At 36.0% G+C, this 21,798-nt stretch carries 18 protein-coding genes; 4 read left to right on the forward strand and 14 right to left on the reverse strand.

Annotated elements, in window-relative coordinates; all coding sequences use genetic code 11:
- The first annotated feature begins 257 nt into the window (after nucleotides 1-257).
- Complete coding sequence (locus tag BM201_RS13385; protein ID WP_092543453.1) at nucleotides 258-1,037, forward strand: hypothetical protein; 780 nt, start codon at nucleotides 258-260, stop codon at nucleotides 1,035-1,037.
- Nucleotides 1,038-1,205: 168 nt separating this feature from the next.
- Here the strand turns inward: BM201_RS13385 and BM201_RS13390 are convergent, their stop codons facing one another.
- A complete protein-coding gene (locus BM201_RS13390; RefSeq protein ID WP_092543455.1) occupies nucleotides 1,206-1,541 on the reverse strand; it encodes a tRNA-binding protein in 336 nt (111 codons plus the stop codon).
- Nucleotides 1,542-1,609: 68 nt separating this feature from the next.
- Between BM201_RS13390 and BM201_RS13395 the strand changes: the two genes are divergently transcribed.
- Together BM201_RS13395 and BM201_RS13400 are read left to right on the forward strand one after the other, a co-directional pair.
- Nucleotides 1,610-2,170 carry a thioredoxin family protein gene (locus BM201_RS13395; protein ID WP_175487042.1) on the forward strand — a complete coding sequence of 187 codons (561 nt, stop codon included), beginning with the start codon at nucleotides 1,610-1,612 and terminating at the stop codon, nucleotides 2,168-2,170.
- A 233-nt stretch (nucleotides 2,171-2,403) separates the two neighbouring features.
- Nucleotides 2,404-3,045, forward strand: a complete 642-nt coding sequence (locus BM201_RS13400) for a peroxiredoxin (RefSeq protein ID WP_084840969.1) — start codon at nucleotides 2,404-2,406, stop codon at nucleotides 3,043-3,045.
- Between the two features lie 167 nt (nucleotides 3,046-3,212).
- Here BM201_RS13400 and BM201_RS13405 read toward each other — a convergent pair whose 3' ends face one another.
- From BM201_RS13405 to BM201_RS13425, 5 genes are all read right to left on the reverse strand, one after another.
- Nucleotides 3,213-4,145: a peptidylprolyl isomerase gene (locus tag BM201_RS13405; RefSeq protein ID WP_092543457.1), complete on the reverse strand. Its 933-nt coding sequence runs from the start codon at nucleotides 4,143-4,145 to the stop codon at nucleotides 3,213-3,215.
- A gap of 42 nt (nucleotides 4,146-4,187) precedes the next feature.
- Nucleotides 4,188-5,813, reverse strand: a complete 1,626-nt coding sequence (locus BM201_RS13410; protein ID WP_092543459.1) for an amidohydrolase — start codon at nucleotides 5,811-5,813, stop codon at nucleotides 4,188-4,190.
- 98 nt (nucleotides 5,814-5,911) lie between these two features.
- Entirely contained in the window at nucleotides 5,912-7,036 is a 1,125-nt protein-coding gene (locus BM201_RS13415; protein WP_092543461.1) for a hypothetical protein, read from the reverse strand.
- Nucleotides 7,037-7,354: 318 nt separating this feature from the next.
- On the reverse strand, nucleotides 7,355-9,088 hold the full coding sequence (locus BM201_RS13420; protein ID WP_092543463.1) for a TonB-dependent receptor: 1,734 nt from the start codon (nucleotides 9,086-9,088) through the stop codon (nucleotides 7,355-7,357).
- 44 nt (nucleotides 9,089-9,132) lie between these two features.
- A complete protein-coding gene (locus tag BM201_RS13425; RefSeq protein WP_092543465.1) occupies nucleotides 9,133-12,156 on the reverse strand; it encodes a tetratricopeptide repeat protein in 3,024 nt (1,007 codons plus the stop codon).
- 286 nt (nucleotides 12,157-12,442) lie between these two features.
- On the opposite strand from BM201_RS13425, the gene BM201_RS13430 reads away from it, so the two are divergent.
- Nucleotides 12,443-13,126, forward strand: coding sequence for a cell division ATP-binding protein FtsE (locus tag BM201_RS13430; protein WP_084840975.1), 684 nt, complete (start codon nucleotides 12,443-12,445; stop codon nucleotides 13,124-13,126).
- Between the two features lie 219 nt (nucleotides 13,127-13,345).
- Here BM201_RS13430 and BM201_RS13435 read toward each other — a convergent pair whose 3' ends face one another.
- From BM201_RS13435 to BM201_RS13470, 8 genes are all read right to left on the reverse strand, one after another.
- Nucleotides 13,346-14,407 carry a transporter family protein gene (locus tag BM201_RS13435; protein WP_245758641.1) on the reverse strand — a complete coding sequence of 354 codons (1,062 nt, stop codon included), beginning with the start codon at nucleotides 14,405-14,407 and terminating at the stop codon, nucleotides 13,346-13,348.
- Nucleotides 14,394-15,446, reverse strand: coding sequence for a cytochrome-c peroxidase (locus BM201_RS13440; RefSeq protein WP_092543467.1), 1,053 nt, complete (start codon nucleotides 15,444-15,446; stop codon nucleotides 14,394-14,396). Before BM201_RS13440 ends, BM201_RS13435 begins: the two co-directional genes overlap by 14 nt.
- A 13-nt stretch (nucleotides 15,447-15,459) precedes the next feature.
- On the reverse strand, nucleotides 15,460-16,263 hold the full coding sequence (locus tag BM201_RS13445) for an MbnP family protein (protein WP_092543469.1): 804 nt from the start codon (nucleotides 16,261-16,263) through the stop codon (nucleotides 15,460-15,462).
- 158 nt (nucleotides 16,264-16,421) lie between these two features.
- Nucleotides 16,422-16,742: a hypothetical protein gene (locus tag BM201_RS13450; protein WP_092543471.1), complete on the reverse strand. Its 321-nt coding sequence runs from the start codon at nucleotides 16,740-16,742 to the stop codon at nucleotides 16,422-16,424.
- Between the two features lie 66 nt (nucleotides 16,743-16,808).
- Complete coding sequence (locus tag BM201_RS13455) at nucleotides 16,809-17,261, reverse strand: peptide chain release factor 1 (RefSeq protein ID WP_092543473.1); 453 nt, start codon at nucleotides 17,259-17,261, stop codon at nucleotides 16,809-16,811.
- A gap of 102 nt (nucleotides 17,262-17,363) precedes the next feature.
- Nucleotides 17,364-17,660: a hypothetical protein gene (locus BM201_RS13460; RefSeq protein WP_139219231.1), complete on the reverse strand. Its 297-nt coding sequence runs from the start codon at nucleotides 17,658-17,660 to the stop codon at nucleotides 17,364-17,366.
- 787 nt (nucleotides 17,661-18,447) lie between these two features.
- Nucleotides 18,448-20,250: a translational GTPase TypA gene (gene typA / locus BM201_RS13465; RefSeq protein WP_092543477.1), complete on the reverse strand. Its 1,803-nt coding sequence runs from the start codon at nucleotides 20,248-20,250 to the stop codon at nucleotides 18,448-18,450.
- 273 nt (nucleotides 20,251-20,523) lie between these two features.
- Entirely contained in the window at nucleotides 20,524-21,522 is a 999-nt protein-coding gene (locus BM201_RS13470) for a hypothetical protein (RefSeq protein WP_139219233.1), read from the reverse strand.
- Nucleotides 21,523-21,798: the final 276 nt, after the last annotated feature.

Here is a 21,798-nt window from a genome sequence, read left to right on the forward strand (position 1 = left end):
CTTAATCAATAAATATGTTGAGATCAGCAGTCATATTTCGTTAATTGGAAACTTAATAATTCTAGTCTTATTCGCAAGGCTTGTATATAGAAGAAAACACTTATCGTGAACTGAGATATCAAACAAAAATTGAAAGTTTATATCTTTGATTACTCTACAATACTTAATGAATTTTGGACTATTCCAGATAAGTATATTCTAAATTATTATAATGAGAAAAATAAGCTGGTTATAATTAATATCTGCTTACCAAAACAATGAAGATTATCTTCCATTTAATAATATTTATCTTTCTTACAATCCTAACACAGGTTGGGGGAATTATCTATTTAGCATCAATTACACTAATAAGAAGAAATAAAAGAATACTTCAACTATTTGTGTTTCTTATTCTTTACGCTCTTTCAACATTTCTAATAATTCCAACTATTGCTCCACACTTCGGTAGAGAAAAAATAAAAGAATCTCAGAATGTCGAATTACATTCGGTTTTCTATAAAATAGCGAATAGAAATTACGTTCGTCCAGAGTTAAATGGCATTATAGAGAATATCGGCAATTCAATTTCTAGAAAACATCCAGGTCTAAAATTAACTATTCTAGATGCAAATTTCCCATTCAAAGATGGATTCCCATTGTTACCACATTTAAGTCATAACGATGGAAAAAAAGTAGATATTTCATTAATGTATAAAACTAAAGAAGGGGTATTAACCAATGAGAAACCTTCAAATAGTGGATATGGTGTTTTTGAAAATCCGCTAAAAAATGAAATGAACCAAACTACCATATGCAAAAATAATGGAGCTTGGCAATATGATTACCCCAAATACCTTACGCTTGGAAAAAATTTAGATTTAGAGTTTTCAGCAAACGCTACTAAAGACCTAATAAGTTCGATTTTAAAGAATAATGAAATTCAAAAAATATTCTTAGAACCTCATCTAAAGCATCGTCTAAATATAAATAGCGAAAAAATGAGATTTCATGGATGTAGAGCAGTTAGACATGATGATCATCTGCATCTAGAAATTTAATGAGATAGAAAGAGATAATCCTTAAGAATGCTGTGCTCAATTTATCCAGAAAAGTAATTTGCAATTTCTAGAGTAGATCATTCACCCATTACTTAACAGATCTTAATCCGTCCCTCCGACAGTTTTATATGATCTACTCCTTTATTTTAGCTCATTTTCCGTAGAAAACTATCCAATTCTTAAACCATTCTCTATATGTAAACCGGGTTCGATAAGCGTAATATCATTGTGGTCGCCAACTGCTCCCATCACCAGGCATTCACTCATAAAATTAGCGATCTGTTTATCTGGGAAATTAACAACCGCAATTACCTGTTTTCCTAACAAGTCTTTTGGTTTATAATTTTTGGTGATTTGCGCTGATGTTTTTTTGAAACCAATATGTTTTCCAAAATCAATTTTCAGCTTGTAAGCAGGCTTTCTGGCTTCAGGGAACTCGTTCACCTCGATGATGGTTCCTACCCGCATTTCAACTTTTTCAAAGTCTTTCCAACTTATTTCCATAGCATTTGTATTTCTACGGAAATTTAGATATTCTAGAGTACAAATTTGTAAATTTATAGTAAAAAATTATGGCACGTACACCGTCAAATATGTTGGCTTTAGGAACTAAAGCACCAGAGTTTGAATTATACGATACAGTTACCGATAAAACCTTTGATCTTGAAGCTCTAAAAGGACCAAAAGGAATATTAATCATGTTCATTTGCAACCACTGCCCTTTTGTAAAACATGTAAATCCAGAGATCGCTAGATTAGGTGAAGAATACCAGGCAAAAGGTTTCGGGATCGTTGCAATTTCAAGTAACGATGTAGAAAATTATCCTGATGATAGTCCAGAATTAATGAAAGAAACCGCAAAATCTGAAGCTTATACCTTCCCTTATTTGTATGACGAAGATCAAAGCGTAGCAAAAGCTTACGATGCTGCCTGCACACCAGATTTCTTTCTTTTTGATGAAAATTTAGAGCTGGCTTATCGCGGGCAATTAGATGACTCTCGCCCGGGCAATGAAAAACCGGTTACCGGGAAAGATCTAAGAGATGCTATGAACGCTATTCTTGCAGGAGAAAAGGTTTCTGAAGATCAAAAACCAAGTATTGGATGTAATATTAAGTGGAAAACCGCATAGATCATCTGTTAAAATGAGCATATTAAGTTTTTATCAGATATTTTCAAAGGAGGCGAAACCCCAATCATGGAATAAAAATTAATGCTGAAATAGTATAAAATCGGCTGCTATTTTTCTGTGAAAAAACAGACTTCAGGTTAAATTTTTCATAAAACATAATTATCCTATCGATTTACTAGGTTAATTAATTCGATTTTCTTTAATTTTGGCTTCAAATTAAAAAAAGATCAGTTATGAGCAATATAAGATTAGGAGATACAGCACCAAATTTTGATGCTGAAACTACCGAAGGAAAAATTAACTTTTACGACTATCTTGGTGAAAGCTGGGGAGTTTTATTCTCTCACCCATCAGATTATACTCCGGTTTGTACTACAGAGTTAGGAACTGTTGCTAATTACAAACCAGAATTTGATAAGCGTAACACTAAAGTGATTGCTTTAAGTATCGACGATCTTGAATCTCACAAAGGCTGGGTAAAAGATATCGAGGAAACTCAGGAAGTAAAGCTTAATTATCCAATTATTGCTGATGAAGATAAAAATGTTTCTTCTTTATACGGAATGATTCATCCAAATGAAGATAATAAAGCAACCGTAAGATCTGTATTTATTATTAGTCCAGACAAAAAAGTAAAGTTAACGCTAACCTATCCACCAAGTACGGGTAGAAATTTTGAAGAAATTCTTCGTGTTATCGATTCTTTACAATTAACGGCTTATCATAAAGTAGCTACTCCGGCAAACTGGAAACATGGCGAAGAAGTTGTTATTAGTCCAGCTGTTTCTAACGAAGATGCTAAAGATCTTTTCCCAAAGGGATATAACGAAGTTAAGCCTTATTTAAGATTAACACCACAACCAAATGTGGACTAATTTGGTAATAAACTACCTCAGGGCAAGCCCACGAGGCATTGGTTGGAAACAATTTTTTAATTTCTAGGCAACCTCGGGGTATTATACCCTTTGGCGGCGCCAATAAGAATTTGAGATAAAAAAAAGCTGCTCGGTCGAGCAGCTTTTTTTATGCTTAATTTTTCAGACTATTTTACGTCCATCAATTCTACATCAAAGATCAATGTTGCATTTGGAGGAATTACTCCACCAGCACCACGCTCACCGTATCCAAGATGAGAAGGAATTACAAATCTTGCCTGGTCTCCAACTTTCAGTTTTAGAATACCTTCGTCCCAACCAGCAATTACATGCCCTACTCCTACTGGAAATTCTAATGGCTGATTTCTTTTATAAGAAGAATCGAAAACAGTACCATCAGCTAAACGTCCTTTGTAATGTACAGAAACTGTTTTTCCTTTTTCTGCCTGCTTACCGTCTCCCTCCTGCTCGATCTTATAACGTAAACCGCTTTCTGTTTTCTCAAATCCCTGAGCTAATTCTCCTAGCAATTCTTCCTGTTGTTTTCTTGCAGCAGCTTCACGCTCGGCTTTAGCACCATTAAACTGACGAAAAGTTTCAACCGCATTCCAATTTTTAGCTGCTTCGCCTTCGCGAATAATTTCTAACTTCTCGATCTTATCGCCCTGTGCGATGCTATCTACGATATCCTGACCTTTAACAACACTTCCAAAAACAGTATGCTTTCCGTCTAACCATGGAGTTTCTACGTGCGTAATAAAAAACTGACTTCCGTTAGTTCCAGGACCTGCGTTTGCCATAGATAATTTACCCGGCGCATCGTGCTTTAGCTCTGGATGAATTTCATCATCAAACTTATATCCAGGACCACCAACACCGGTTCCCTGAGGATCACCACCCTGTACCATAAAATCTGGGATTACACGGTGAAATTTTAATCCGTCATAATAAGGTGTTCCCTGTGGTTTTGCTTCGTTTTCTAAATTCCCTTCAGCAAGACCTACAAAATTCCCCACTGTTCCCGGAGCCTTTTCATATTCTAATGCTACTAAAATCTCACCTTTTGTGGTGTGAAACTTAGCGTATATTCCGTTATCCATTTTTTAATTTTTAATTTTAGCAAAGATAATCTTTTCTGTTTCTTAAAACACTTTTTCTCCATTCAGGTAAGTAGCCAAAACTTTTAGATTCGGAATTTCGCTTTCTTCTACTTCCATAATATCATTATCTAACATGATAAAATCTGCAAATTTGCCTTTCTCAATACTTCCTTTTTCGCTCTCTTCAAAGTTGGCATAAGCTGCCCAAATGGTCATTCCTTTTAAAGTTTCTTCTCGAGATAAAGCTTCTTCTTTCATAAAACCTCCTTCAGGATAATCTTCAGTATCTTTTCTTGCTACAGCCGCATAAAAGGTGAAAAAAGTACTCACCTGCTCTACCGGAAAATCGGTTCCCAAAGCAACCAATCCTGCCTGATCTAATAATTTCTTGTACGCATAAGCGCCTTCTTGTAAACGTTCTTCTCCCAAACGATCTTCAGCCCAATACATATCGCTAGTTGCGTGAGTTGGCTGTACAGAGGGAATAATATTTTTGCTGAAATATTTAAAATCTCCTTCATCTACAATTTGTGCGTGCTCTACTCGCCATCTTCTATCGGCTTCATTTTTCAGTAAAGAATCATAAGTTTTAAGCACGACGTAATTCGCCGAATCTCCAATAGCATGAGTATTTAATTGATACTTCGATTTTGCCACTTTAGCCGCTACCTCCTTGAAAGTTTCTACCGGAGAAAGCAAAGCTCCAAAATGACCGTGGCGATCGCTATATTCTTCTTTTAAAGCCGCACCACGAGACCCCAAAGCACCATCGCCATAAAACTTCACCGAACGCACATTTAAACGATCTGTTTTATAAGGATCTTTGTCCAGGTAAAAATTCAGGTTTTCTTCAGTATTACTAATCATCGCATAGATTCTCATTTTAAAATCATTATGCTGTTGTAAACTATCCATAAGTTCGATCACTTTACGATCGATCCCCGCGTCTACCACTGTAGTTAAACCGTACTCAAAACACATTTTTTGGGCAGTCATTAAAGCTTCTGTCATTTCATCTTCGGTTGGTTTTGGCTGCGAATCAAAAATTAACTGCATTGGATTATCCACTAGAATACCGGTTAATTCTCCGTTTTTCTGCTCGATATCACCACCTTCAAAGGGAGTTTCTGTAGTAATTCCTGCTTTATCTAAAGCCGCCTGATTTACAAGCAGTGCATGACCGTCTATTCGGCTTAAAGCAATTGGTGTATCCGGGAATAATCGATCTAAGGTATCTTTGGTAGGAAACTCTTTATCTTCCCAATCATTTTGATCCCAACCACCACCAGTGATGTAAGATTTATTATTTTTTTGCTGAAATTCAACGATTCTCGCCACTATATCTTCGTAGCTTTTTGTTCCTACCAGGTTTACCATTTGCTGCTGAAGCCCTAAGCGATAAAAATGGGCATGAGCATCGATAAAACCGGGATAAACTGCTTTACCCTCGGCATCCACAGTTTCCTTAGCTTCATAAGCTGAAGTAATTTCTGAAGTTGTTCCAATAGCTTCAAATTTACCGTCTTTTACGGCAAAAGCTTCAGCCATAGAGAAACCTTCATCTACGGTATAAATCTTTGCATTGGTTACAATTAGATCCACTTTCTGTTTAGAATCACAGGAAAATAAAATAACCGATACAAATAGCATTGTAAAAATCTTACGCATAGTTCACTTTTTAAGATAAGTTGTAAAAATAAAAAATGCACCTTAGCTAAGGTGCATTTGATTGAAATTATATATTTTCTGAAGAAATTCTATAAAAACTACCCGATAAAACTTGCAAAGATAGCATCACGGATACTCTTGTTTGCAGCAGCAGCTAAGGCTACAGAAATAATTAATCCTAAGAATGCATAAGCAAAATCTCTGGCGATTAATTTAAAAGCTTTCTTTCGATGTTTTTTACCTTTTTTCTTACGGGCAAGACTTATAGCGATCTCACGACCTCCAATTACCCCAAGGAAAACCCATGTAGTACTCATTGGTACGGTGCTAATAAACAACTTATAGATCAATAATAACACATAGGTTAGATCTACTAAAGTTGCTGCGCGTATATCTGAAATTCTGGATTTTTCACTTACTACTTCCTGGATACGATCACCACGTAAATAGAATAATAATCCTAAGCCTAAAAAGATGGTTGTCGCAAAAATGATAAACTGAAATAAGCTTTGATGTCGTGGTAAGAATACTGCGATATTTGCGCCGTCCTGCATTACCCAAACTGCCCAAAGCGATCCACTTACGATCCATTGCACAGCCATCCAACCGGTATGTGCTTTTCTACTTTTAAAGAATTTTCGAATCGCATTATAAGATAAATACCACACCGCGAACGACAATACAAAAGCCATCACATAACCCGATAAACTTTTACCAATTACCGAGGTTATTCCAGAGGTATCTGCACTAAAAACACTAAGAATAAGGAATGTTGTAGAAACCGGCATTCGCATTCTGGTAAGAATCAATAATACCAGTGGTGCAATGATCTGGAAAAAGCTAAATTTCTCTGGATGCGGATAATCTGATGTCCCATCTGGATTTAAAAGCCGTTGATAGGTTACATCTCCATCGTAATGAAAGAAACTCCACGCGACGGTCACCAGGAAAATAGAACCAACAAAAAGCCATAAGATCCACCACTTTTTAGCTTTATTACTTTCAATAAAAGTACCTAAAGACTGGATACTATCATTGGCTACGGTTGCGTAAGCGGCAAAAAAGAAACCAACCCACATTGCTGCTCTTCCATAACCTGTAGAAATACCGGCAACGATAATCCCAACCATAATGATTCCCAGGAAGGTTCTTTCTTTTACAAGAAAATCCAGGATGTTTAAATAAGGACGATCCCGGTTAATACGTTTAAATTTTTTAGCCATTAAAACCTGTTACGTTATTGACGATTTTGGATACAAATTAACATACTAAACTTATTAATTTTAATGATCCAATGTTTTGTTATTGTTATCAAATTAGTTCGGCAAAACTAAGAAGTTTTTAAATTGAATATAAAAAATAGATAGGATTTTTATGGATTAATAAAGTAAAATACCTGGGAGCAAGCCCTCGAGTTATGAATAGGTAAATCGTTTTTAATTTCGAAGCGAGCCTTGGGAGAATTAAACCCTCAATGAGGGAGCAAAACAAAAAAGGCGACCTGTTTGCCAGATCGCCTTTTGTTAATGATATAAAACTTATTAATTATAATCGAATTTATAAGTTACTCCTCCTAAAACCTGAATTCCCTGCACCTGGAAGTCACTCCATTGCTGATAATCATTATTTAAAAGGTTACTTCCTTTTACAAATGCAGAAAGCTGATCGTTAAAGCGGTATCCAACATGTGCATTAGCATCAAAATAGCTATCTAAAGTTGTTGGTTCTAGCTCGATACCACCATCTGAAGGGCGATAATCCATGATGGCCATTGCTTCTCTTTCTCCCACTAAAAACAGGTTAGCACCGGCATACCATTTTTCGGTGATTTGATAATCTGCGGTAAGCTCAGCATTAAAGTTTGGTAAATTCCATGCTTCCTGCTGCACATCAGTATCATAATCAAAATATTCTCCTGTAATTCCTAATCTAAAGTTATCACTTACGTCTACACTAAGATTCGCGAAAAAAGACAATGTTTTTAAATTATCGTAAACCACTCCAAAAGAGTTTCCGTAGGCGTAACCTTCCATAATTGTTGGTTGGTACGCGTTTCTAAGGAAAAGTGGTTTCATATCTTCAGCATTATAACCTCCTCTAAAGTTATAAGAAACTGTGTTGGTTAATTTCCCTTTTGCTCCTAAATAAAAATTATACAAATTGTCTGTTGGCGCTACCATAGCAGTTGGCGAAACATAAGGATTTTGTTGCACAAAACCGTAATATGAATTTTGTTGCAGTCCGCCCTCTAAACCAGCATAAGGAGTAAAATAATCACCCGCTAATTTATAGCTTGCGGTAACTTTTGGATATAGATAGAAATTGCTTTCGCTATTTTCTGTATCTAAACCATAGAAAAATGCAGCGCCGATATTAAGCGTTAAGTTATTTCTTAGAATCAATAAACTAGGATTTACACCAACATTTAAAAATGTGTATTTATTTTCTACATTTTCAGCATACATTCTATCCATAGAACCATTTACAAAATTCGCCTGAACATCTGTAGTGATTAGCTCGTCTGCGATATTAAACTCTAAGGTACTGTTTAGGTCTACTTTTTGCTCTGAAGTTCCAAATGCATCACCAGTTTGTCTAATTTCAAGATCTGCAGTTTTAAAGAACGAATCGTAAAGTTCGATATTTCCTCCTCCAAAAACCGAATAGTAGTTTTGCTGAGAATCTATAGAAAGTATTTCAGCATCTGTCATTGGTACATTTTCAGAAACTCCATACCAGTTATATAACTGATGTTGCACACCAAGCTCGGTATTCCATGAATAATCACGGTCTTTACTTCCGTAGTTAAGATTCAATGAAGTATCATAGAATTTATTGTCTAGCAATACTCCGTCTATACCTCCCTGGGAAGAATTATGTAGCAAATACACTCCAAAATTCTGATCGCGGTTTACTTCGATATTGCTATAAAATTCGGCCAAAACATTTGTGTAATTTCCTAATCCTAAACTTGCATAATTATCGTAAGCTTTTGGTGGCCTTACACGCTCTACTCTTGTTGCCCTACCTTTTACCGGAGTAAAAGTTGAAGCTACCGGAACCGAGAAAATATTATATTTAACCGCCTTTTTTGTAGTGCTTACAGAATCTGCTTTTCCCGGCACTGCTTTTATTTTAGAGGCCTCTCTAACCGATGGCGAATAGGGCTTTACCACCGTTACCGTTTCACTGTCTATTGGATCTTGCGCAAAAGCAAAGCCACTTACTAAAAACAGACATAAAAACAAGCTCCTTTTTATTGAAACAAATTTCATATATGATCTCTTAAATTGTTGTTAGGTTGAATTCCTTTTAAGGATTAATTATTTCCGGTTTGTACTGAAGAATTCGTTTTTGCTTCTTCAGCTTTAATTCTGGAAAGTTCCTGTTGCGCTTCCTGAACCACTTCTGGATATTTACTGAAATTTTTGATCACGTTATCCAAAACATAGGTTGCCTGATACGCATCCCCTAGTTCATAGAAGTTTTTAGCCATTAAGACCAATCCTTTTGCTCCCCATTTTTTATATCCTGAAAAATCTTTCGCCAAGATTTGTACTGCCGCATTTGAAGCTTCATAGTTATTGCTCTTATTTTTAAAATAAGCATCATAATACAATGCCTCTGCCGCTAATTCTCCGGTTGCAGTTTTCTGAACTTCAGCATAAGCCGCTTTTGCTTTGGCTTCATTTCCAGATTTAATCGCAGATCTTGCTACGATCAATTGTGCATCGGTTCTGGCTTGTTTATCAGCTTCAGGGTTTGCCAACACCTTATCTGCATAAGCTGCTGCCTGTCCCGGCTGATTCATCTCGTCAAAAGACTTCATCAGGTTAGATTGTGCATAAATCGTATTCTGTGCATCGCCAGCTACTTGCTCTAAACGCTGTAACAATGGTACCGCTTCCTGATATTGTGAATTTTCAAGATAAATTTCAGAAAGTCTAGCTAAAGATTGTTCGGTGAACTCGTTATTTGGTTTATCGATCACATATTTATAATTAGGGATCGATGCTTCCCTATTGCCTTCACGATACTGTAGTTGGGCTAAATAGAAATTAGCATTGATCGCATGGATTCCGTTAGGGAAACTTTTCAGATATTTCTGGAAATTCGATTTTGCCTGTGCGGTATTGTTCGCTAAATATTGATTTTCGGCTGCTTCGTAAGTTGTATTATCTAAATCGGCATCACTAACTTCAACAAAGTCGATATTTTTCACCCAGCTTGCATATTCATCTGTTCTACCAAGATCTACGTAAACATTTCTTGCTGTAGAAACTGCTTCCATTGCTTCAGGTGTATTAGGATAATCGCTTACTACTTTTCTAAATTTTGAAAGGGCTTTTTCTCCTTGGTTTCCGTTGTAATAAATTAATCCCTGTCTCAGCATCGCTTTAGGAACCAAAGCACTTCCCGGCACTTCTCTAATTAAACGATCGTATGTAGAAATTGCCTGCGAGGTATTATTGGTCGCTACATAAGTATTTCCTAGTTCGTAAAGCGCATCATCACGAAAAGCCGATCTTGGATATTTATTATTGAACCCTGAAAGATCTTCGATCTTACGTTCGTTACGATCTACAAAACCATAGCTTATCGCTTTTTGAAAAGCTGCATAATCTGCATTACCAACACCGTTTGCAATAGCCGAATTATAGGATTCCATTGCTGGCCAGTACTGACTGTTCACAAAGTAACTATCTCCTAATCTTAAATAAGCATCGTTTCTTTTGGCCGACTCATTTTGGCTATTTTCAGCGTATCTTTTAAAATATTCGATCGCACGATCATATTCATTTTTCTTAAAATATGCGTAACCAATATTATAATCCAGATCTGCTTTTTCATCGGTTCCCGCAGCAGCGGTCATCCCGCCAAATTCCTTATAACCAATAATTGCATCGTCAATTCTATTTACATTGAATTCACTTTCTGCTTTCCAATAAGTTGCTTTTGCTGTAATTTTTGGGTCACGAGGTTCTTTTAAAGCTTTATCAAAATTCTTGATCGCTTCATAATAATCACCTTCTTCATAAAGTTGAATTCCGTAGAAATAAGCCACCTTTTGATATGCTACTTTATCTGCAAAATTTCTATTACTTTCTAAAAGCTGCATCGCTTCTTCAAAATTCCCCGAAGTAATAAAAGAGTTGATCAATAATTCTTCAGCTTCAGCTTTATTCGCAGAATTTGGATAAGTTTCTAAAAACGTAATTAAAACCTTAGAAGGACTCTCGTAGCTATTCCCAATTTCATAACCAAGTTTAGCATAATTAAGCATCGCATCTTCTTTGATCTTTGCATCAAAATCCATTTCACTGGCATTTTTAAACGCATTTAATGCCTGCTGCTTTTGTCCAGATTCTAAATAGGATTGCGCTAAATGATAGTAAGCATTTTGAGCGATCGCATTTTTTCCGTCGATTATTTTATTGAATTCTGAAATTGCGTTTACATAATCTCCCTGCTGGTAGTAAGCATATCCTAACTGGTAATAATCGGTGTTATTCCACTTCCTTCTTACGCCCTGATATTCTTTTAAATAAGGAATAGCCTGGTCGTATTGTTTTAAATTGAAATAACTCTCTCCAATAATCTTATTTAATTGTGATTTTTCCATCACATTAGATTTTGGCAGTTGCTCTTTTCCAAGCTGAATCGCTTTTTCAAAATTTCCAAGCTTAAAGTTCATATCGGCCTGATAATACGAAAGATCCTGGCCATAACGCTCGTCTCCTTTTACTTCATCAAAATACTGGTTCGCCTGGTCGTAATCGTTAGATTCGTACGCCATATAACCAATATAATATTTTGCCTGCGCACCATACTGTTCAGAATCCATTACACGGTTAAAGTAGTTTTTCGCCTGCCCCATATCGTTGGTCTGAAAATAAACGTATCCCTTATTGAAGTAATACTTTTCTAATTCGGCACGACTCATACTTTTCTCATCTACCATATCGTACCACTTACGGGCCTGCGGATATTTACCTGTATTAAAATAGTAAGTTGCTACATCGTGGTAAGCAGAATTAGTTTTGGTACTGGTTGGATATCGGGACACAAAACGCTCCATAAGCTCATCTGCTCCTGGCTGGTTTAGTCTCACCGCGGCGTTGGCAACATAATATGCACAATCGCCTTTTATTTTCTCGTCTGTTGCTTCTTCTTTAACATCTGCAAAAAGTTTTTGGGCCGCCAGATATTGCTCATTATTATACAATTCTAAGGCCTTGTTAAATTTTACAAGATCATTGGTATAAATGGCAGACTGTTGGGAAAATCCAATACTCGCCACTAATAGAAAAACAACAATTAGGTAAGGTTTGCCGGTTGTCATTTATAGTTTTTTAGGTTTGGTAATCAAAGATAATTTAATGCTTTAATTCTAAACGCGAATTAAACACTATAATTATGTTAATGTGAAAAAAAGTAGTACAGCACCGCACTAAAACTGTATATTTAGCCTTAGTTTTATAGCTTGAAGTGTTTTATAATCCCTCTAAAAATTAAGCCTGAAATTGTATAATTTTGGCCTCAGTTTTTAGTCTGTTTATAAGGATATCCAAGTATTGGTCTTGGACGATTAGCTTTAAAAGCTTTTATACTGAAAAGAATTTTGATTTATGGCCAACGTTGTTCTCGAACTTAAAAATGCTGCAATTTACCAGCGTGAAAATCTTATACTTTCTGAAGTTGATGTTACGGTAAATAAAGGTGATTTTGTATACCTGATAGGAAAGACCGGTACCGGAAAAAGTAGTTTTATGAAAACGCTTTACGGCGATCTTCCTTTAACTGAAGGTGAAGGAACCATCGTAGATTTTAACCTTAGAAAATTAAAAGAAAAAGATATTCCTTATTTACGTAGAAAACTGGGTATTGTTTTTCAGGATTTTAAGTTATTGACAGATCGTAATATTAAAGACAATCTTCTTTTTGTACTAAAAGCCACCGGCTGGAAAGACAAAAGCAATATGGATCAAAAGATCGATCTTGTTTTAGAAAAGGTGGGCATGAAAACCAAAGGTTTTAAGTTTCCTTATCAACTTTCTGGTGGAGAGCAACAGCGTGTTGCCATTGCACGTGCGCTTTTAAATGATCCTGAATTGATCCTTGCCGATGAGCCTACCGGAAACCTGGATCCGCAAACCTCTGTAGAAGTGATGGAAGTTTTACAGGAAATTAGCCGAAACGGAAATACGATTTTAATGGCCACTCACGATTATGCCTTATTACTGAAATATCCTTCTAAAACCCTAAAATGCGACGGACAACGTGTTTTTGAAGTGGTACAGAAAACGGTTTAAGTTAGAAGTTAGAAGTTAGAAAACTATTTATTCTGAAATAACCTTCTAAATTTCTAAGAAGATTTTATATAAAAAAAGCTGCTATTTTCACCAATAGCAGCTTTTCTTTTTTTTACTCGATAATCGAGATTAAATGTTCCGAGGCTTGCCTCGACACAAATACGATTTTCAAAAAAATGCCTCACGGGCTTGCCCGGCGGTTTGCTGAAGTCTGCTTTTTTACAACACAAAATTCAGGTGGATTCCTAATCGCATTTTGGCTTCAACAACACCGCCATTTAGATCCTGCGATAACGGAAGCATGAGATTAACTCCGCCAGATATTTTTCCGTAGGTAGATTCCACGCCTATTCGGCTAAATAAAACATTTCCTTTTGTATCCTGAACGACCACACCGTAACTTTCATTTTCTCCAAAAACTTCTCCTGAAATGCCCAAAACCGGACTAATAGAAACAGGCGTAAATGTTTTTGCATTCATCGTGTTGAAAGTTCTAAATAAATTTACTCCGTAATTAAACTGATCGCCAAAATGATACTCCTGCTCATTTTCAGTTTTAATTGTATAGTTCGCTAACACTCCTAATCCCCAGTTTTTATGACTTACCGAATAATTTGAGGCAAGCAATACATCCCAACTTCCGGTTCCTACCTGAAAACTCGGGTTTACACTACCTTCATTATTAGCGCGATCGTATTCCCCGGTTGGCAACTTCACTCCTACTCCTACTTCAATATTATGCTTGAATTTAGTTTGTTGCTCGGGTAAAAATCCGTCTAACTTTGGTGAAATTAACTGGTAAAATCCAAGAATACTAATATCTCCCAAACCATTAATACGTTGTGAAGTTTCATCTACAAATTGCCGATTATGAAAATGATATGGCACAATTACATTCAGTTTAATTTTCTGACTAACCGGAATCCTGGCCCAGGCCTGCATGGTATTAAAATTCTCATCAATCCAGGGAGAATTATTGTAAATCCCATCTCGAGAGCGATACTGTTGCGTGATATATCTTACCCCAACAAAATTACCATCGCCAATCGTGCCGTAGCCCATACTACCGCCACTACTTCCGCAGCCGCAAACATCACAATCATCAAAATCGAAAAATTCGGCACTTGTTTTTTGATTTTCAACTAAACCAAAATCTTCAGTAGCGGTTTTAAAATTAAAATTCGCGAAGACATTGGTTGAATCCTTTAAGCTTTCGGCTTTTAAAAAAGTACTGCCAAAAACGCCCAATATCAATAGTATTATGCTTTTAATATTCTGCAAATCGTTTATCGTTTAAAAAAGTTTCGTCGGTTAGGGTATTTAAAAAAGCGATCAAAGCTTCTTTTTCTGCTTCGCTTAAATCGATTCCCAACCTGTTATTTTGTTTTAAAATAGGATCTAAAGTTTCTGAATCCTGCACTCCATTTTGATAGAAATTAAGTACCGATTCTAAACTACCAAAACGGCCATCGTGCATATAAGGTGCTGTGATCGCTACGTTTCGTAAGCTTGGCACTTTAAATTTATAATTATCGGCTACGCTACCGGTCACCTCTGCTCTTCCTATATCATCTATGCCAGGATAGATGGGTAAACCGCTATTTCTAAATGCATCATCGGTAAACAGATCGCTGGTATGGCAGGACGCGCATTTTTGCTGAAATAATTCGTAGCCATATTCTTCAATTTCAGTAAAATCGCCACCTTCTTCATCCCGAATATATTTATCATATTTCGAATTTGAAGAAATCATCATCACCATAAACTGCGATAAGGCTTTAAAGAAATATTCGTTGTTTACTTCACCATCTTCAAAAGCTTCAGCAAATAATTGTTGATACTCGGCATCTGCTCTTAATTTTGAAATCACATTCGAGACTGTTTCTCCCATTTCAACTTCATTGGTAATCGGAATTATAGGAAACAAATCCAGATGCGAAGTCGCCCCATCCCAGGCAAATTCTTTCTGAAAAGCCATATTCTGAATAGCAGGCGCATTTCTGGTTCCTTCCAGATCGTCGATACCGTGACTAAATTGATGCCCATGATGCGTAAACGCAAAACGCTGCTCGTGGCAAAATCCACAGGAAATAAATCCGTTTGAAGACAACTTACCATCATAAAACAGCTTTTTACCAAGCTCAAAACCCTTTTCAGTGGGTGCGTTTGCACTAAGATCGTACTGAATTGCCGGAAAATTTGACGGAATATTCACATCCAACTCGCGATTGATCGAGATATATTCGGCTTCATCATCACTGCAAGAATTTAATCCAAAAACAAGCAATATCAGTACTACTGTATTTCTAAATCTACTCATCAATAAGTGCAGATTAATGCTGAACATTTTCCCCATTATGCACATGATCTACCCGAAACATTCCGCTTACATTTTCAGAGATTTGCGGACTTTTAACTTCGTCGATCATTACCACTGCCGCTTCAGAAAGTTCGATTTTATATTGTCCATCCAATATCTGGTTGGCATCTACGGCCATGTGTACCACCGGACTCAAATCTTCGCTTACCAAAGCATCGGTTGGTAGTTGCAATGTAACTTCACGATAATTGTCCAGGCTGCTTCCGTGGCTTCCCATGTGGATTTGGAAAATTGTAGGCTCGGTTATACTTTCTGAGGTAAAAGTTCCCTCGAAATTCAGGAATTTATAACCTGCCTGCCAGGACCACATCATTTCATTTTCTTCGGCAATCTGAAGAAAATCACCCTGACCTTCTGCGCCCTGCTGATATTTTTCCTGGTCTACACCTACTCCAAATCGAAGCGCTACATATTCGCCAGCCGGGATATTCTCTAAAAGAACTTCGGTAAGCTCATTTTCCTCACTTATTACAAAATAACTATCATCTTTTGGGTAGGTAAATTCGGTTCCTTCGGCATCGATAAGCACAAAATTACTCACGATATAATTGAAACGATCAATCGTTAAACTTTCCCCGTTAGAATTGGTGTAACTAGCGGCGCCAAGCAAAAGTGCATCGCCATCAACACCGGCATCAAATTCAATACGCACATTATTTTCGCCTCCTAAGTTGTTTACCGCATCGTCATCTGAAGAACAGGCGGTTAATGAAATAGCAAGAAGTATTAAAAGAGTTTTTATATAATTAAAATTCATTTTGTTTAAATTTTGAAGTGCTTTTTAAGCAATTTTAAATAGTATTTTACTGCTATGCCTGTTTCCAAAATCCATATTAAGGATTGGAAATTTTAGACATAGTTATGGCTGTCGGTCTTATTGCGTAAGCCGATTTTTGCCTTTTTTAAAATGAATTTTTAAACAATAGGAGGTTTTACCATTCTCTTATCAAAGAGAAAAGTATAAAGCGCCAGATAAGAAAACTGCTGCTTTTCACCTTTTTTAAAATTGACTGGGTTTTCATCGAAAATCACCTTATCAACTTCAAAATATAGCAAAGGCAGCTCGTATCTATTGGCTAAGATTCCGCGTTTTTCTTCGTGCTCTTCATCGGCCTGCCGGGCCAGCGACTGCATTAAGTAACATTTACCATTACAGGCGAGATCTGGCCGATCTTTATTAATACACAATTCGGTTACTATATAATCGTAATTGAAAATATAGTCGAAAATGGGCATTATGGGTTTTAGCAGGATAAAAAAGGCTACGAAAAAGCCTAAATATCGCATTCGATATACTTATCCCTATTTATTAGTAAGTGCTCGTGCGTTTTCTATGCTAAAATCTACAGCTTGCTGCATTGCTTTTACATCGCCAAGTTCTTCCTGTAAAGCTTCGATTTGTTGCTGAAGTTCTTCGTTAGTCATTTTTTGAACTTTCGCTTTATTCTTCACAAATTCGTCGCTAAAGCTATGCATCCAATCCATCATTAGCTTATCTGCTTCCTGTAGTTTTTGCTCGGCTTTAAGGTATTTCTCAGCTGTACTACTGGTATCGGCAATCGCCTTTAATTCTTTAGAAATTTCTGGAATATCACCCATTTTAGGCATCACCTCGTCGTGAACGTCCAACACCTGGTGAAATAATTCTTCGTATTGTTCTTTTTTAGCTGAAGTATCTTCAGCACAGGAAACAGCGATTAATGCAAGGCCTAATAGTAAAGCCGATCTATAGATTAGTTTTATTGAAATCTTCATCTTAAACTTTTAAGTTTTTAAAAATACGTATGATCACTACTCAAAAATGATTTTCTGAATAGTTTAAAAATTGATTCTTAAATTCTCGAATATCGAGAAAACTTAAATGATTGGAGGATGAAAAAAGTCCTGAAGAGAATAATATTGATAAAACTGAGGTTTTGCAACGAAGTTATGTGCAATCGCTTCAGCATCGAAATTGGTATTTAAAACCAGTTGTTTTTCAGCATAAAATAAAGGGATCTCTATTTTTTTTGCTGAAGTTTCCTTTTTTTGCTGTGATTCTTTTTCTGAAGCTTCAGCTAAAGCCTGCATCAAGTAACACTTTCCATTACAGGCCAACTCAGGTCTGTCTTTATTTTCGCAAAGCTCTTTGCTGATGTAATCGTAATTCAGCACATATTCCACTATCGGAAAAGCAGGCCGAATTATAATCAAAAATGCGAATATGGGAAACAAGAATTTCACGATGCAAAAATAGCCAAATCGCCAGCTATATTCAACAGAAACGATGATTTTATAGGATTCAATATTCGTTAAAATTTGGGGCTTTTTTTTTCTGGATACTAGAAGTTAGATGTGAGTTTTGAGATAAGATAATTTGATGATGTGGTAATGTTGAATGCTGAATGCTAAGAGCTAAAAAATGAATTTGATAATTTGAAAATGTGGTGATGTGATAAACGATTTTATGAATATCGAATTCCGAATTTGAAAATTATTGGAAGATTTGGAATTTGCGGAATCAAGAGGTAAGAGATAGGATAAAACTATTCGAATTTTAAATTTTGATCGCTAAAAGCTGAATGCTGAGAGCTAAAAAATGAATTTGATAATTTGAAAATGCGGTGATGTGATGAACGATTTTATGAATATCGAATTCCGAATTTGAAAATTATTGAAAGATTTGGAATTTGCGGAATCAGGAGGCAAGAGATAGGATAAAACTATTCGAATTTTAAATTGTGATCGCTGAAAGCTGAGAGCTGATTGCTGATTGCTGATTGCTGATTGCTGAAGGCTAAAAAATGAATTTGATAATTTGAGAATTTGTTGGTTTTGAATGAAGCTGATCGCTGAGAGCTGACAGCTGTCAACCGTCAACTGTAAACTGTAAACTGTAAACTAAACAAAAAAACCTCACAAGTTTGCACTGTGAGGTTTTTGTTTCGGTATAAAATATCAATTAGATAATCTTATTTCTTTTTCTTTCGTTTTCAGTTAAGAAAATCTTTCTTAATCTTAAGTGATTTGGAGTTACTTCTACATACTCATCTTTCTGAATATATTCTAAAGCTTCTTCCAAAGAGAACTTAATTGCAGGAACAATTTTCGCTTTTTCATCTGCTCCTGAAGAACGTACGTTAGAAAGTTTTTTGGTTTTAGTGATGTTCACTACCATATCATCCTGGCGTGAGTTCTCACCAATAACCTGACCTTCGTAAATATCTTCTCCCGGATCTACAAAGAATTTACCACGATCTTGAAGTTTATCGATAGAATAAGGAATTGCGGTTCCTTTTTCCATAGATACTAAAGATCCATTTAAACGCTCTGGAATTCCTCCTTTTAACGGCTGATATTCTTTAAAACGGTGCGCCATAATAGCTTCACCGGCAGTTGCAGTTAATAACTGGTTACGTAAACCTATAATTCCACGAGACGGGATGATAAATTCACAAACCATACGATCACCACGCGCTTCCATAGAAAGCATTTCTCCTTTACGAAGCGTAACCATTTCTACTGCTTTACCAGAAACATTTTCTGGAAGATCGATCGTTAGTTCTTCAACAGGCTCACATTTAACACCATCAATCTCTTTGATAATTACCTGTGGCTGCCCAATTTGTAATTCGTATCCTTCACGGCGCATGGTTTCAATAAGTACTGATAAGTGAAGTACCCCACGACCAAACACCATAAATTTATCTGCACTATCTGTTTCGTTAACACGTAATGCAAGGTTCTTTTCTAATTCTTTTGTAAGTCTTTCTTTAATATGTCTAGAGGTTACAAACTTACCGTCTTTACCAAAAAAAGGTGAATCGTTAATGGTAAATAACATACTCATTGTAGGCTCGTCGATAGCAATCGTTTTTAAAGCCTCTGGATTTTCAAAATCGGCAATAGTATCACCAATTTCAAAACCTTCTAATCCTACAACCGCACAAATATCTCCAGCTTCAACAGTTTCTACCTTACGTCTTCCAAGACCTTCAAAAGTATGAAGTTCTTTGATCTTGGTTTTCTTTATCGTTCCGTCTCTTTTTACCAAAGAAACATTCATTCCTTCTTTTAAGATTCCACGTTGTAAACGGCCAATGGCAATACGTCCTGTAAAAGAAGAGAAATCTAAAGAAGTAATAAGCATTTGTGGTGTTCCTTCTTTATCTACTTTTGGAGAAGGAATATGCTCGATCACCATATCTAATAATGGCTCGATATTTTCTGTCTGGTTTTTCCAGTCTTCACTCATCCAGTTGTTCTTAGCAGAACCATAAACTGTTGGGAAGTCTAACTGCCACTCTTCTGCTCCAAGCTCGAACATTAAATCGAATACTTTTTCGTGAACTTCTTCTGGAGTACAGTTTTCTTTATCTACTTTGTTTACAACCACACATGGTTTTAAACCAAGATCGATAGCTTTTTGAAGTACAAAACGAGTTTGTGGCATAGGCCCTTCAAACGCATCTACTAAAAGTAAAACACCATCCGCCATATTTAACACACGCTCTACCTCTCCACCAAAATCGGCGTGACCAGGAGTATCGATAATGTTAATCTTTGTATCCTTATATACTACAGATACATTTTTGGAAGTAATGGTAATACCACGCTCTCTCTCAAGATCGTTATTATCCAAAATAAGATCACCTGTATTCTCGTTTTCTCTAAATAAACGACAATGATACATGATCTTATCAACCAGGGTAGTTTTACCGTGGTCTACGTGCGCAATAATTGCAATATTTTTAATAGCTGCCATAAAAGCCTGTTTTTAAAGGGCGCAAATATACAGCTATTTTTCGCCAAATAAAGCTTTAAATAATATTATTAGAAAAAATAATCTAAAAGTAACAAATTGTAAAACAAAGACTTATATCTAAATTGAAGTTTTAAATTAGAATTACACGCATTTTACGCAACACAAAACATCAGTTATTTAAAATATTAATTTTTAAAGTAATAACTGCAAATGCTTTAAAAAAGAGCCAAAAATCAGCTATTCCTAGAACTAGGATCGCTTTGAAATATATTATTACTTCAGTAAATATTTATACAATTTGGCATCTTCCGGCTCATCTGCAGCTTCGCTTAGCGTAAAATAATTACCATCTTTATCAAAGCATATCGCTTCACCCTGTGCTTCGACAATATAAGGTGCTTTTTTGGGATCTCGCCTAAGCATTTCTAAAGTGCTCTCTCTATTTTCTCTTTCCCAATAAAAAATCTCTTCCCGGTTTTTGATCACCAGTCTTTTTCCATCTAAAGAAAAATTAGCTGCAGAAACCCGATCGAAAGAAAGCTCTCCAACTTTAATTAGCTTATTCTTTTTCTCCTTTTTTGCCGGGAAAGGCAGCACATAAACAATCGACCTTGAATCTCTCTTGGTTACCAAAAAAAAGTCTTGAGTAAATGGATCTACAAAGATCGCTTCAGCATCGTGGTGCTTATCGGGATAATTTAATTTGATCTCAGATAGACCTTTTGGTTTCCATTTTTCTTTTTTATCCCCTTTTTTAAAAACTGGTTCTTTAAAACGGTAAACCTTATAATTTTTACGATCTTCTTTATTATCTCCCGTATCAGAAACATAAATATATGGTTCGCCAGATCTTGGATCGATAGTAACTTCGACATCTTCCCAATCTTTATTTTTAATTCCTTTGATCTCGTAAGTTGCTTCTAACTCGGCTGTCTGCGCATTGATCAAAAATAACTCATTGTCGTTACCAGAATCATTATGCGTCCAAAGCATTCCTGGATTCGCTACAGAATATGCTAAACCCGAGGCTTCTTCTACATCTACTACCCCAATTACTTTTGGTTCCTTTTTATAAGCGGTTGCTTCTAAGACTTCGTCTTTATCGTAGGAGGTTTCAAAGGCTTCAGTTTTCTTCCAATCTGTAGTTTTAACTTCCGTAGAAATCTTTTTGACAATCCTACTTTCCTGTGCTCTTCCTGGCAAATTATTCAGCATAAATAAGCTAAAGAAAAATATACAAAAACGTGGAATATGGCTTTTCGAGAAGATCATTTTATATTGAAATTTGGGGTTTTCAGTATTAATTAATTTAAATGCTTAAAAAAGAATCATATATCGTTGTTAACATTATTCGTATTAAGCAGATGAGCTTCAAATTAGGCATTAATTAGTCGATTTTCATCAAAAATAGGCGGTTTCTATGGACATTCAGGTTAAATAATCGTCAAAAGGCTATTAATTAAGACCCAAAAAATTAATTCTGAAAACATCGAATATTACCCGGTAATGACAATATTCTAAATATATGGCTGGCAAATTTGATTAAGT

The sequence above is a fragment of the Zunongwangia mangrovi genome, assembly GCF_900112105.1.
GTDB lineage: Bacteria > Bacteroidota > Bacteroidia > Flavobacteriales > Flavobacteriaceae > Zunongwangia > Zunongwangia mangrovi.